We start from the raw sequence: 11,772 nt of genomic DNA on the forward strand, positions 1-11,772 counted from the left end.
GCACTGAGCTATTCCAGCGCATGTACGACCGGCCGATCCATCCGGCCAATCTTTGGCTCGACCGTGAGCCTGGGCGACACGCCGAGGTGGACGACATATACCGGGCCAATATCGCTCGCCTGGTACAGCAGCGCGCGTATACCGAACCCGCACAACGATTTCCCGGCGCACGCCATATCCCCGGGCCGGGCGACGGTGACATGGACGCCGTCGTGGCCTGGTGGCGGCCGTAGCCGTCGCGAGAGCTGAGGCAAAGTGATCCATGGGAGGTCACTGTGCCGAAGTCGTATTCGTCTTCTGTGCGTCGTCAGGTGTCTGCGCGGCTGCGCAGCGGGGAACCCGTCGCTGACATCGCTTCGGAGACAGGCATTTCGCCGGCCACATTGTTCCGATGGAAGGCCCAGGCGCTGATCGACGCGGGAGTCCGCGAGGGAGTGCCCAGTACGGCCGCAGACGAGCTGGCCTCCGCGCACAAGCGCATCGCCCAGCTGGAGTCCGAGCTGGCGCTGACGCGCGACGCGTGCGCGCTGTTCGACGAAGGGGTGGTGATCGCCCCAGAAGGAAGATTGCGATCGTCCAAGGATTGATCGCACTCGGCCATTCGACTCGGTCGGCGTGCCGGATAACAGGTTTGAACCGATCGACCTTTCAATTCCATCGCAGCCGGCCAATGCCGACCCGCCAGGTGCGGCGCATCGTCGTGGCCGATGCGATCGAGGAGATCCACCGACGTTCTCGCGGGATCTATGGGAAGCGTCGAATCCGCGCAGCTCTGCTGGTCGAACACGACATGATCGCGCGCCGATCGCGGCACCCAGTTCACGTCGTGGGCGTTCGGTGAGAACCTGCGTCGGTGGAATCTGCTGGAATCGTTCGGGACTGTGGGTGACTGCTTCGATAACGCAGTCATGGAGTCGTTCTGGGGGCGTATGCAGACCGAGTTGCTCGACACCCGGAAGTGGTCCACCACACTGGAGTTGACCATCGCGATGGCCGACTACATCGACAACTTCTACAACGTGCAGCGCCGGCACAGCTATCTCGGCCACGTCAGCCCCGCCGAGTATGAGATGCTCTGGCACGACATCCAACCCAGCCCTCAACTCTCATAACGGTGGCCTACCGCCAGGGGGCCACATCAGGTGGACCGAATCAGGGGGTCCGGTCAGCACCTCAAAGGTGTGGCCTGCCCTTTTGTGTCCGGGGCAAGATCGGCGCCAGGTACCGTTGGGCGGTGCTTGGTCGCAATGCTGGATCGCAGACAGCAGATGGCCCGCGGGCAAGCGGTGATCGCCCTGGGTGTGCTCGGCGACGAATCCCTCGTCCCGCCCTCTGCTGCCAGGCCGCAATCGCAGCCCGCGAATCTCGCCCGGATCTCGCTGTAGCCCTGCGAGGTATGGGCGTTTCAGCCCTCGGTTGTGACCGCCTCTCCATCGGCATGTCGACCGGCCCAGCGGTTGCCTCGGAGGGTTGCTCGGGATTCCGAAGGTCTAGCTCGGACTCGTTTCGCTTTCCCTCGATGGACCGACCGTCGTCGCGACCAGTCGGTTGAATTCATTGCATTGTTCGCCGACATAGCTCGGCGAAATGCGTTCTGCGAGAGCATGAGTCGCGGTATGTTTCGCCGGTTCGCCACGAGGTAGTGTGATCCGCTCCTACGATGAATCAGTGCCAGATGCTTTTCCTGGCACGGGTGTTCACCTTTTCATCATGCACGACATGAGTGGAATCGAGGTGTGTCGATAGTGACCGAACCTGTCCAGAACGTAACCAATGAAACCCTGGAAAGTATTGCGGCCAATGGCATGTGGGCCGATGGGCTGACCTTCACACCGGAGGTGGTGCAGGTCGCGCGGGCGCTGCTGGCGGCGGTGCGCGGGGTCGCGCCGGCTGGGGTGTTGCCGCCGGAGTTGCAGGAGGCGGTGGATACCGTCCGGGGTGGCGCCGGGGTGGAGATCACGCAGATTTCCGGGGCCGACGGGGTGCTGTTGTCGGCGTTGACCGTGAAGCTGAACGGGGACGAGCCGCGTCCGGTGGTGGTGGTGCCCGCGGGCTGGAGTCCGCTGGGCTGGCTGCCGTTCGTGTGGACCTATCTGACATTGGCCGTGGCGGGTTATCACGTGCTGGCCTACACGCCGCGCGGTCTCGGCACGCCGGGTGAGATCACCACGTCGCAGGGGTTCATCGACGTCGCCGGCGAGAAGGACCGGGCCGACGGCCACCGCGTGCTGGACTACGCGCAGGAACTGTTCGGGCCCGGTCCCGTCGGCATGCTCGGCGAGTCCTACGGCTCGGGGCTGAGCCAGTTGATCGCGGCCACCGACCCGGGGGAGCGGGTGTCGGCGGTCGTCGCGCTGAGCACCTGGGGCAACCTGGCCACGTCGCTGTACGACAACGGAACCCGGCACCTGGCCGCGATGCAACTGCTGGTGGATTTCACCGGTGGCACGCGCGAGGAGAAGTTCGACCCGGACACCCTCCGGATCCTCGACCTTTTCGAGCGGGGCGAGAACATGGACGAGGTCGTGGCCTGGGGGCTGGACCGCTCGCCGGAAACCTTCGTCGAGCTGACCAACTCGCGCGGCATCGCCACGTTCATGTCGAACACCTGGCACGAGACCCTCTTTCCGGTCAACGAAGTGCTCGACACGTTCAACCGGTTGACCGTGCCGAAGCGACTCAACGTGTGGATCGGCAATCACGGCGCACCCGAAGCCGCCGGACTGGTCGGAATCCCATTGGGATTCCCCTTCCCCGGCCTGCTCACGCCGATGCGAGAAGCGCGTGACTGGTTGGACATTTACCTGCGGGGCATCGACCCTGGTCCATCCGAACCGGTCAGCGATCAGATCATGTTCACCTACCGCACCCAGCCGATCGCCGGTGGCGCGCAACGGATCACCGAGCCCGCGCCACGCGAAGCCAAGCTCGACTGGAGCGAGGTCAGCACCGAAACCGAACGCTGGTATCTCGGTAATGGCGGCGCGGACGGCACCCTCGTGCCGAAGCCGGACACCGGGTGGACGCGCAGCTTCACCATCGGCGACAAGGACTCTCCGGCCACCTCGGCCACCGCGGTCGCCGAGTTCCTCAAGAGCGGGCAGCGGGAGTGCTACGGCAATCCGCAGCTCTACCAGGTCGGGGACTTCGAGCGGGACCGCCTGCTGGTCTGGCAGACCGAAGCGCTGACCGGTGGTCGCCGCCTGCGCGGCATCCCCACCTTGCACCTGTCGGTGGGCAGCACGGCCCCGGCGGCCACACTGGTGGCCTACTTGTTCGACGTGGCCCCCGACGACACGGCCCGCATCATCACCCATGAGCCCTTCACGATGTTCGAGCTGGGTCAGGGGGAGCAGCGCGCCGTCCGCTGGCGACTGCAAGGCGCCTGCTACGACATCCCGGACGGGCACCGCCTCGCACTGGTCGTCAACAGCTACGACAAGCTCTACTCCTACAGCCCGCCCGGCACCACCACCATCACCTCACCCGAGCACTCCGAGTCCTACCTCGACCTCGACCTCGGCTGAGTAGTCCCGTCTCTCGCGTGTCCGGTGTGGATCGACGATCCTCGATCCACACCGGACACGTCTCTCTTGCCGGATGCCGCGCCGGACCATCAGCCCGAGAATTACAGCGCCTCCACCACGACGGGCGCGGTTGTGCGAGCCGAGCGTTCGGCGCGGCGCACCACGGCGACCGCCGTCACGACCGTGACGACGTCACCACCTGCGGCGAGCCGGTCAGATCGAACGGAAGCGTCGCGGGTCGGGACGACGTGACAGCAGGACGGTTCGAAGTCCGCACCGTCCCCCCTGTCGCCCTTAGAAGTGTGGGCGTTTCACCAGTTGTTTCGACGACTAATGTTGCGGCTCTCTAGTTTTCGCAATGAAAGATGGATCTATATGACGCACGCTCTGGTGAGATCGGCCGTGGCGGTGGGCCTCTCCGGTGGCCTTCTGCTGTCGGGGCTGGGAGCGGCGGCAACGGCTTCCGCGGATGCGCCGGTCGGCGCGCCCATCGCCGACGCGGGATCGTCCACCATCGCACAGACCGGGTTCGGCACCGGCTCGGCGGGACTGGATCTGGCGACGGCGATGCTGCTCTGCAAGCTGACCGGTGGCGACTACCGGCTCTCGATCGGCATGTTGACCGGGCCCAGCGGCTGCCTGGGCGGGCTGCTCGGAATTCCGAAGCTCTAGCCGTGACCAGCCGTGGGGTGCGCTCGGTTTTTCCCGGCGGTGCGGGTGACGCATACTGACGCCGTAGTGGTGAGGGCTGATCAGGTGGAGTGTGGTGACTGAATCCGACGGGCGGGGCGGAAAGCTGGAGACGACAACGGTTTACAAGTCGTCGATACTGCGCACGCTGCTGCTGGCGGCGGGGGCGGGATTCTTCGTCCTCGTGGGGTGCGTGCTCATGCTGACCACCGAGGCGAGCTCGATGGTCGTGGGCGCGATGGCGTTCGCGTTCTTCGGCTCGTGCTGGGTGCTGCTGGTGTTGCAACTGCCGCGGCGGAAGCCGGAGCTGGTCATCACCGATCGGGGCTTCACGCATCGTCGGCTGGGGTCGGTCGACTGGGCAGACGTCGACCGGGTGCAGGTGTCGAGCATCGGCGGGCAGCCGTTCGTCGATGTGGCGCTCCGGGATCCGGCGGCGTTCCTGGCCCGCTCCTCACTGCTGATCCGAGTGCTCGGGCGGCTGAATCAGGCCTTCGGCTTCAGTCCGGCGGTGTTCTCCACGCAGACGATGCCGGCCTCGCCGGACGAGGTCGTCGCGGCCATGCGCCATCACCGCGGGTAGGGATCCATATCGCGCAGCCGTTCCCGGTGGACGCGCTGCAGTTCGCCAACCCGGCAGAGAAATCCCGCGATCAGTTCGAGTTCGTCGGGGTCGTACCAGTTCAGCATCATCTTGAAGCTCTCCTCGGCCAACGGGCGGATGAGCTCGCGCACGCGGCGCGCGGTCAGATCGGTGGCCACCACGATCACGCGACGGCGATCGGTGGGGTGCAGTGAGCGCGTGACATAGCCCTGCTTCTCCAGCCGGTTGAGCAGGACGGTGGCGCCCGCGGCGGTCAGGCCGAGCCGTTCGGCCAGCATGCCGGGTGTCGTCGACCGTCCGCCGACGAGGACGATTTCCAGTGCGCGCCGGTCGGTCTCGTTCACCCCCAGCAGCCGGAGCAGTTCACGCGCCAGATCCTCGACCGTTCCGTGGTAGAGCTCCAGGGCCTTTCGGAGCTCCACTGCCATCCGAGCGGGTTCGGTGGACAATACAGGGACCCCATCCGATGGGCGGAACCTGAACCGGGCTGGTGGACACAGCCCGGTCCAGGCATTCTTACGGACTCAGCTGACGGTCGTGGTGGTCAGCGTCGGGGACGGGTTCGGGTAGCACGACGTCGCGACATTGCCGATGAACGCCACCTTGGTCGTCATGGTCATGCCCGGGTTGGCGAAACTGGTCCCCGCGTATTGGCTGGTGATCGGGGTGCCCGGGCTGCCGGCCGTGACATTGATGGTCACCGCCGGCGGGGTGAAGCTGGTGCCGCCCGCGATCGGACCCGGCACGGTCAGAACGACATTCCCGCCCGAGGTGGACACGGTGCCGGCCACGGTGCCGCCGGAAGCGGTGGCCGAGACCAGCGTCGAGTTCGCCGGGGTCGGGAAGGTCATCTTCAGGTTGCTGATGTTCGTGACGGAGAAGCCCGAGGCCGAACTGGGGACCGTGGAGGAGCCCGGGGTGAGGGTGATGGCCACGGCCGATCCCGACGCCGCCGAGCCCGGCGCGGTGCCGGTGACCGTGGTGGTCATGCTCGAGGTCTGGCCGATACCGAAGATCGTGCCCTGGCAACTCCAGTTCACGGTGACGGGCGCCGCATTCGCGGGCGCGGCCAAACAGAAAACAGTGGCCAGAGCCACCGGAGAAACAATACCGGCGCGAAGCAGTGTGGAGGCGGTCGTTCTCATAACTTACTCCCGAAATAGTGAAGCAACAGCGCGTTCCCGGTGGGGTGTGCCGCAACTTCAGGGGTTTGAAATGTAACCTGTTCGCATCATGTGGCGGCCGGTATTTGAAATAACGGTTTGGTATCGATGGCCGGTCAGGGGGCAGTTCTGGCAGATCGTTAACTGCAATTAGATATTTACGGTGGAAAGTTAATTTCATCAAGACTTCGATGTCATTCGACCGAACTCGGCGAGTATCCGGCAACAATCTTTATTCTCGTGAATAGGGGCGGTTTTCGTGGATCGGACCGGCATCGCGTAGCGTGATCGGCGAATAGGGGAGGACTGAATGGTCAACGCGTTGGGGCAGCAGCAGGCTGCCGTCGAGCCGATCGCACGCCGCCGCGGCCTGCCCCGGTGGGTGCTGCCGGTACTCGGCTGGCTACTGCTCGCCGCGGGCGTGGCCGGGATCGGGCTGCACTACAACTCGCGGGTGTGGGAACCGGCCGTGCTGGCGGCGTCGTTCGCGTCGTACCTGATGGTCGGCGCGCTGGTCGCGGTCGTGGTGCTCGGACTGGCCCGCCGGTGGGTGAGCGCCGCGGTGGCCATGCTGGTGTCGGCCGCCGCGCTGTGGTCGCACGCGCCGATGCTGTGGCCGGACGGGAGTGCCCCGCCCGGTACGGATCTGGTGATGATGCAGTCGAATCTGTTTCTCGGCCACGGGTCGGCCGAAGCGGTGGTGCAGGCGGTGCGTGAGCGCTCGGTCGAAGTCCTGACCCTCGAGGAGTTGACCCCGGAACTTCTGGGCAAGCTCGACGCCGCCGGACTGGCCGACCTGCTGCCCCACCGATTCACCGCGCCCTCCGGCGGCGGGCAGGGGACCGGCATCTTCAGCCGCTACCCCTTGGAGGACGGCGTCAAGTTCGACGGCTTCTGGCTGAACAATCTGCGCGCCACCATGATTCACCCCGGCCGCGGCCCGGTATCGGTCTTCGCTGTCCACCCGATCCCGCCGCTCCTCAACGCCGGGGTGTGGGCGAACGAACTCGGCCGGATCCGGGACATCCTCGACCGGACGACCGGCCCCGTCGTGGTCGGCGGCGACTTCAACTCCACCTACGACCACGTCGCCTACCGAAACCTGGTGAGCGGCCGCTACGCCGACTCCGCCGAACTCCTCGGCGTCGGCGCCCTGCCGACCTGGCCGACCGACCGCTGGTGGGGACCGGTGATCGGCATCGATCGCATCCTCGTCGCCGACGGTCACGCGGTCGCGCTGTCCTCGCACACGATTCCGGACACCGATCATCGTGCGGTGATCGCGCGGCTTCGCCTCTGACGCGAGCGCGGCGTTCGGCGGATTCGTCGTGAGAGCGCAAATCCTCAGCGTAGAATCGCCTTTCGGGAGTGCCTCCGCCAATCCTGGGAGTCAGCTCGACATGAAAGCCGAACTCCACGCGATGACCTCGGCGGTGACGGCGGCGACCCTGTTCACTCACTCCGTCCCGCAGCCGGTTCCGCGGCAGATGCTGCGGGACATCGATTACGTCGTGCGGATGCTGATGGCGCGGACCCTGCTACCGGCTCCGCTGCTGAAACTGCCGACTCCGGGCAACCGGGCCTACGAACGCGCGATCACCGATCTGCATGCCGCGCCGGCCGAGATCATCACCACGCGTCGCCGGGCGGGTGTCGATCAGGGGGACCGACTCTCGGCGTTGATCGCCGAGCAGGACGAGGACAGGGGCGGGCTCAGCGACCTCGAGATCAGCGACCAGGTCATCACCTTCTTCGTGGCGGGCACCGAGACCACTGCGACTGCGCTCGCGCGGGCGCTGGGCCTGCTCGACGCGCACCCCGATATCGCGGAACAGCAAAGGGCGGAGGTCGATTCAGTGTTGGCCGGACGGCCCGACAGGCGAAATGGCCGGTCCGTCAGGCGGACCGGCCATTCGCGTCACCGGGTCAGCGATGCTGGAGCTTGCGCTTCATCTCCTTGTCCAGGCCCTGTGCGTCCGACCGTGCCTGCTGGGCTTCCCGTTTGATGCCGGCGCCCAGGCGGTCCATGTCGCGCCGGGCGTCGTCGGCCATCTGGTCCATGTCGGATTCCATGCGCTGGGCCTGGCCCTTCATGCCCTTCTTGGCCTTGTCGGCGACCTGGCTGGGTTTTCGGCCGTGCTTGCTAGACATTCCAACCTCCGAATAGGTAGGTCTCGGGTCCGAACTGAAGGAAAAGGGACGCATCCGCGTCCGCCGAATCTCCGAGCGCTGTCGACCGGCGTTCACCAACCGGGCGGGAACGCCGACAGCCGGGATATCGCAGCAATTGTTGAGCAACAATTGTGCCTCGTAGAGCCTGCCCCTGCGGACCGCCGCTGTCAATCACTTTCCCGAAATCGGTCCCTGACCGTGGGGTCGTCGAAACGACGTACGCCGATGCGGTCGCGTCGGTAGTGTTGATCTTCCGCGTCCGGGATGTGCGCTGGCCGGCAGCGGTGGAGTGTTGCGCACGGTGTGAAGTGGGTTCGATGTCAGAGCAAGTCGGTACGCGCGTACCGATGTACACCCCCGAGTTCGCCGCGGACCCGCACCGGGCCTATCGCGAGATGCGGGAACAGTATGGGTCTTTGGTTCCGGTGGAGCTCGCGCCGGGGGTGCCGGCCACGCTGGTGGTCGGATACCGCACGGCGGTAAGGATTCTCAACGATCCCGAACGGTTCCCCGCAGACCCGCGGGCCTGGCAGGCGGGCGTGCCCGCGGACTGTCCGGTGCTGCCGATGATGCAGTGGCGGCCGAATGCGTTGCGCAACGCGGGATCCGAGCACGCGCGGTATCGGCAGACCAATACCGCCGGGCTCGCCGGCATCGACCATTACGGGTTGCAGGGCACCGTCGAGCGGGCCGCGGTGGCGCTGATCAACTCGTTCTGCACGGCCGGGTCCGCGGATCTGGTGCGCGACTACGCTTTTCCGCTGGCCTTCCAAGTGCTCAACACCCTGCTCGGGTGCCCGGTGGAGATCGCGGCTCAGGCGGCCGAGGGAATGCGCGCCATCTTCGAGGGCGTCGGCGCTGAACATGGCAACACCCTGCTCATCGGAGCCCTCCTGCGGCTGACCCAGCACAAACGCGCCCACCCCGCCCACGATGTCACCACCCGCATGCTGCGCCACCCCGCCGGCCTCACCGACACCGAAATGGTGCACCAGCTGGCCACCCTCTACGGCGCGGGCATCGAGCCGCAACAGAACCTGATCGTCAATACCCTGGTCCTGCTGCTCCTCGACGACCGCTTCCGTGGCAGCGCCCTCGGCGGCAGCCTGTCTACCCGCGACGCCCTCGACGAAGTCCTCTTCAACGACCCGCCGATGGCCAACTTCTGCATCAGCTTTCCGCCCCGGCAGGTCCTCATCGACGACACCTGGCTCCCGCCCGATCAGCCGGTCGTCATCTCCATGGCCGCCTGCAACACCGACCCCACCATCCGCGGCGCCGGGTTCTCCGGCAACCGCTCCCACCTCGCGTGGGGCGTCGGCCCCCACGCCTGCCCCGCCAGCTCCCTCGCCTACCTCATCGCCCAGGAAGCCGTCGACCAACTCCTCGACGCCCTCCCCGAACTTCACCTGGCCATCCCCGCCCCCGAATTGTCCTGGCGCCCAGGCCCCTTCCACCGCGCCCTCCTCTCTCTTCCCGTCACCTTCACCCCCACCCCACCCCTCCCCGAACGCTGACCTCCCCCACCGCCCCGGCGTCGATTTGGCAAACGGGCGGGGTAACGCGCTAGTGTTGTCTCACTCCGACACGGGAAACCCCGAGCCGGACAGCCGCTTCGGCGGCGAGACCCGGTTCTATAGCTCAGCGGGAGAGCACTCGCTTCACACGCGAGGGGTCGCTGGTTCGATCCCAGCTAGAACCACAAAGAAACGGCCGGTCATCGCAGGTTTTGTGATGACCGGCCGTTTTTCGTGCAAGATACGTGCAGTATCGCGGTCGGGATGCGCGGGCGGCGGCCACGGTGTCGACCGGCCATCGGGCTACAGTCAGCGCCGCTGTGGGGCATGACGATTCCCGGCCACCGTCGTGATGCGACATGGGTCCGGCGACCGTCCACCGACCCACTGCCCCGGCTGGTCGGTCAGAGTTGCGTGTGCCCGGAGCCGGTGAGGATGATCAGCGGCATCATCAGAACGCCGAGAATATCGTTTGCGGTGCATTGGGCCGAGGCACTGGAGCTGCCGGTCGGCTGGCTGCCGCAGTTCTGCACCGTCATGGACTTGGTCGACGAACCCTGCGTGGCGGTGAGGCTGTAGACGCCTTCAGGAAGCTTCGAGCGATAGACGTACTCGATGGTCCCGGTACCGGCCTTGGATCCGGCTTGTGGGGTGAACGTGCCGACGTTCTGCCCGTCCAAGGTGACAGTGACCGGTGCCAGGGCGTCCGCGCCGCTGGTGCTCACGAAGATCGTGCAGGTATTGCCTGCCCCCTCACATCCTCCGATGCCGGTGTAGATCTGTGTCAGATTCACACCGTCGACCGCGGCCGACGCCGATGCCGCCGCGATGACCGGTGCCGCCAGCGTGGCCACCGTGACTGCGGCCCAACTCATTTGCCTCATCTGTACTTTCCCGTTGAAGTTGTCGTTACCGGCACCTGCGTGCCGCTCCGACGGTAACCGCGTAGCGAGGCCCCGTGCGTACGAATCGAAAAGAAGGTATTTCAGTATGTCCCGCGCTCCGCATGCGCGTCCGCGCTGTTGTCCAGGCGTTCGAGCGTCAACCCATCAGCGCGTCCAGGTGTAGCCGATCGGTTGATGTGGGAGCCGGGCCCGATTCGTAGCGTTGAACACGTGAACATCACCTCGCTGATCTCCCGCCGCACCGTCGTCGTCGCCTCAGCCCTCGTGGCCGCCACGGTGGGTGTTCTCCCCGCCGCTTTCGCCGCTCCCGAGGCTCCGGGCATCACCGCGGTCGCCCAGGACGAGGCCTCGCCGTCCGCGGTGCTGGCCTCCACCCCGTGGAAGACCACCGACGCCCTCGACCAGAACGGCAACCGCGTCCCCCTGGACAACCCGGCCGTGTCGAACTTCGTGGGCTGGGCCTACTTCAAGGCCGACGGGACGTTCACCATGTACAACCTCAACGACACCCCGAAGATGCACGGCGACTGGACCGTAGCCCCCGACGGCTCCTCCCGCTGGATCGCCGCCAAGAATGACGCCGGCGATGTCCTCTTCACCCGCGTCGTCCCGATCATCCAGCTGGACAAGCACGCCTTCACCTACCGCGTCACCCCCAACGCCGCCGACCCGAGCGTCTACTACGACATCGTCCACACCCCCACCAACCACGCCGAGCCGGGCACCGACGACCGCGGCCCGGGTGCGCACGGCACCCAGGGCAATCAGGGCGAGGGCGGCTACCACCACAACAACGGCAACCAGCACTGACCCGCGAGGTCCACAGGAATCGAGCCCCAGGTCATATCGACCCGGGGCTCGATTCCTTTGCTGGACAGCTCAGTTGGCCTTACACAACCATTCGGTGCCGTAGTGGGCGGCATTGCCGCCATCAAGGTGCACCCAGGTTCCTCGGCCGCCATCACACGGCTCGCCCTCGACGTGCGCCGGCGTCGGAGGCTTCGACGGCGTCACGCCCGCACTCCCGGTGACCAGGCCGTCTGGCAACGGAACAGAGATCCCCGGCACCGGCTGCCACACATCCGCACCGGCGGTAGTGGAGGTGAAGAACGGTACGGCTACCGCGACCCCCGCCGTCAGAACTGCTGCGAAACCCTTCACAGGCGACCTCCCCGGCCGATGGTTCATCAACAC

At 66.2% G+C, this 11,772-nt stretch carries 16 protein-coding genes and 1 tRNA gene; 12 read left to right on the forward strand and 5 right to left on the reverse strand.

Going from position 1 to position 11,772, the window contains the following annotated elements:
• Positions 1–20 precede the first annotated feature (20 nt).
• From ACFYTS_RS30885 to ACFYTS_RS30915, 7 genes are all read left to right on the forward strand, one after another.
• Positions 21–233 (forward strand): hypothetical protein, encoded by a 213-nt coding sequence (locus ACFYTS_RS30885; protein WP_387309105.1) that lies wholly within the window; start codon positions 21–23, stop codon positions 231–233.
• A gap of 42 nt (positions 234–275) precedes the next feature.
• Positions 276–587, forward strand: a complete 312-nt coding sequence (locus tag ACFYTS_RS30890) for a transposase (RefSeq protein ID WP_387309034.1) — start codon at positions 276–278, stop codon at positions 585–587.
• Positions 588–881: 294 nt separating this feature from the next.
• Positions 882–1,112, forward strand: a complete 231-nt coding sequence (locus ACFYTS_RS30895; protein ID WP_387309035.1) for an IS3 family transposase — start codon at positions 882–884, stop codon at positions 1,110–1,112.
• Between the two features lie 135 nt (positions 1,113–1,247).
• On the forward strand, positions 1,248–1,385 hold the full coding sequence (locus tag ACFYTS_RS30900) for a hypothetical protein (protein WP_387309036.1): 138 nt from the start codon (positions 1,248–1,250) through the stop codon (positions 1,383–1,385).
• A gap of 360 nt (positions 1,386–1,745) precedes the next feature.
• Positions 1,746–3,527 (forward strand): alpha/beta fold hydrolase, encoded by a 1,782-nt coding sequence (locus ACFYTS_RS30905; RefSeq protein ID WP_387309037.1) that lies wholly within the window; start codon positions 1,746–1,748, stop codon positions 3,525–3,527.
• 375 nt (positions 3,528–3,902) lie between these two features.
• Positions 3,903–4,199 (forward strand): hypothetical protein, encoded by a 297-nt coding sequence (locus tag ACFYTS_RS30910; RefSeq protein WP_387309038.1) that lies wholly within the window; start codon positions 3,903–3,905, stop codon positions 4,197–4,199.
• 94 nt (positions 4,200–4,293) lie between these two features.
• Positions 4,294–4,800, forward strand: coding sequence for an STM3941 family protein (locus ACFYTS_RS30915; protein ID WP_357285511.1), 507 nt, complete (start codon positions 4,294–4,296; stop codon positions 4,798–4,800).
• Here ACFYTS_RS30915 and ACFYTS_RS30920 read toward each other — a convergent pair.
• Both ACFYTS_RS30920 and ACFYTS_RS30925 read right to left on the reverse strand, forming a co-directional pair.
• Positions 4,788–5,249, reverse strand: coding sequence for a MarR family transcriptional regulator (locus ACFYTS_RS30920; protein WP_357285509.1), 462 nt, complete (start codon positions 5,247–5,249; stop codon positions 4,788–4,790). The genes ACFYTS_RS30915 and ACFYTS_RS30920 overlap by 13 nt on opposite strands.
• A gap of 96 nt (positions 5,250–5,345) precedes the next feature.
• Complete coding sequence (locus ACFYTS_RS30925; protein WP_357285506.1) at positions 5,346–5,918, reverse strand: hypothetical protein; 573 nt, start codon at positions 5,916–5,918, stop codon at positions 5,346–5,348.
• Between the two features lie 376 nt (positions 5,919–6,294).
• On the opposite strand from ACFYTS_RS30925, the gene ACFYTS_RS30930 reads away from it, so the two are divergent.
• Both ACFYTS_RS30930 and ACFYTS_RS30935 read left to right on the forward strand, forming a co-directional pair.
• Positions 6,295–7,284 carry an endonuclease/exonuclease/phosphatase family protein gene (locus tag ACFYTS_RS30930; protein WP_387309039.1) on the forward strand — a complete coding sequence of 330 codons (990 nt, stop codon included), beginning with the start codon at positions 6,295–6,297 and terminating at the stop codon, positions 7,282–7,284.
• Positions 7,285–7,312: 28 nt separating this feature from the next.
• Positions 7,313–7,990: a cytochrome P450 gene (locus tag ACFYTS_RS30935; protein ID WP_387309040.1), complete on the forward strand. Its 678-nt coding sequence runs from the start codon at positions 7,313–7,315 to the stop codon at positions 7,988–7,990.
• Here the strand turns inward: ACFYTS_RS30935 and ACFYTS_RS30940 are convergent.
• Entirely contained in the window at positions 7,911–8,135 is a 225-nt protein-coding gene (locus ACFYTS_RS30940) for a hypothetical protein (protein WP_387309041.1), read from the reverse strand. The two genes, ACFYTS_RS30935 and ACFYTS_RS30940, sit on opposite strands and share 80 nt — an antisense overlap.
• A 338-nt stretch (positions 8,136–8,473) precedes the next feature.
• Between ACFYTS_RS30940 and ACFYTS_RS30945 the strand changes: the two genes are divergently transcribed.
• Positions 8,474–9,673: a cytochrome P450 gene (locus ACFYTS_RS30945; RefSeq protein ID WP_387309042.1), complete on the forward strand. Its 1,200-nt coding sequence runs from the start codon at positions 8,474–8,476 to the stop codon at positions 9,671–9,673.
• Positions 9,674–9,786: 113 nt separating this feature from the next.
• Positions 9,787–9,858 (forward strand) — tRNA-Val (locus tag ACFYTS_RS30950).
• Between the two features lie 219 nt (positions 9,859–10,077).
• Here ACFYTS_RS30950 and ACFYTS_RS30955 read toward each other — a convergent pair.
• Positions 10,078–10,527: a hypothetical protein gene (locus ACFYTS_RS30955; protein ID WP_357285496.1), complete on the reverse strand. Its 450-nt coding sequence runs from the start codon at positions 10,525–10,527 to the stop codon at positions 10,078–10,080.
• A gap of 261 nt (positions 10,528–10,788) precedes the next feature.
• Between ACFYTS_RS30955 and ACFYTS_RS30960 the strand changes: the two genes are divergently transcribed.
• The gene (locus ACFYTS_RS30960) at positions 10,789–11,388 is read left to right on the forward strand and encodes a DUF4822 domain-containing protein (protein ID WP_357285493.1); all 600 of its coding nucleotides are present in this window, start codon (positions 10,789–10,791) and stop codon (positions 11,386–11,388) included.
• Between the two features lie 69 nt (positions 11,389–11,457).
• Here ACFYTS_RS30960 and ACFYTS_RS30965 read toward each other — a convergent pair whose 3' ends face one another.
• Positions 11,458–11,739, reverse strand: a complete 282-nt coding sequence (locus ACFYTS_RS30965) for a hypothetical protein (protein WP_387309043.1) — start codon at positions 11,737–11,739, stop codon at positions 11,458–11,460.
• Positions 11,740–11,772: the final 33 nt, after the last annotated feature.

Source organism: Nocardia sp. NPDC004151 (assembly GCF_042874235.1).
Classification (GTDB): Bacteria; Actinomycetota; Actinomycetes; order Mycobacteriales; family Mycobacteriaceae; genus Nocardia.

What these genes read in the sequence shown, in the direction of transcription:
- ACFYTS_RS30885 (WP_387309105.1), top strand. Translation starts at nt 21, where the DNA reads ATGTACGACCGGCCGATCCATCCGGCCAATCTTTGGCTCGACCGTGAG.
- ACFYTS_RS30920 (WP_357285509.1), bottom strand. Translation starts at nt 5,249, where the DNA reads ATGGCAGTGGAGCTCCGAAAGGCCCTGGAGCTCTACCACGGAACGGTC.
- ACFYTS_RS30940 (WP_387309041.1), bottom strand. Translation starts at nt 8,135, where the DNA reads ATGTCTAGCAAGCACGGCCGAAAACCCAGCCAGGTCGCCGACAAGGCC.
- ACFYTS_RS30900 (WP_387309036.1), top strand. Translation starts at nt 1,248, where the DNA reads ATGCTGGATCGCAGACAGCAGATGGCCCGCGGGCAAGCGGTGATCGCC.
- ACFYTS_RS30945 (WP_387309042.1), top strand. Translation starts at nt 8,474, where the DNA reads ATGTCAGAGCAAGTCGGTACGCGCGTACCGATGTACACCCCCGAGTTC.
- ACFYTS_RS30910 (WP_387309038.1), top strand. Translation starts at nt 3,903, where the DNA reads ATGACGCACGCTCTGGTGAGATCGGCCGTGGCGGTGGGCCTCTCCGGT.
- ACFYTS_RS30930 (WP_387309039.1), top strand. Translation starts at nt 6,295, where the DNA reads ATGGTCAACGCGTTGGGGCAGCAGCAGGCTGCCGTCGAGCCGATCGCA.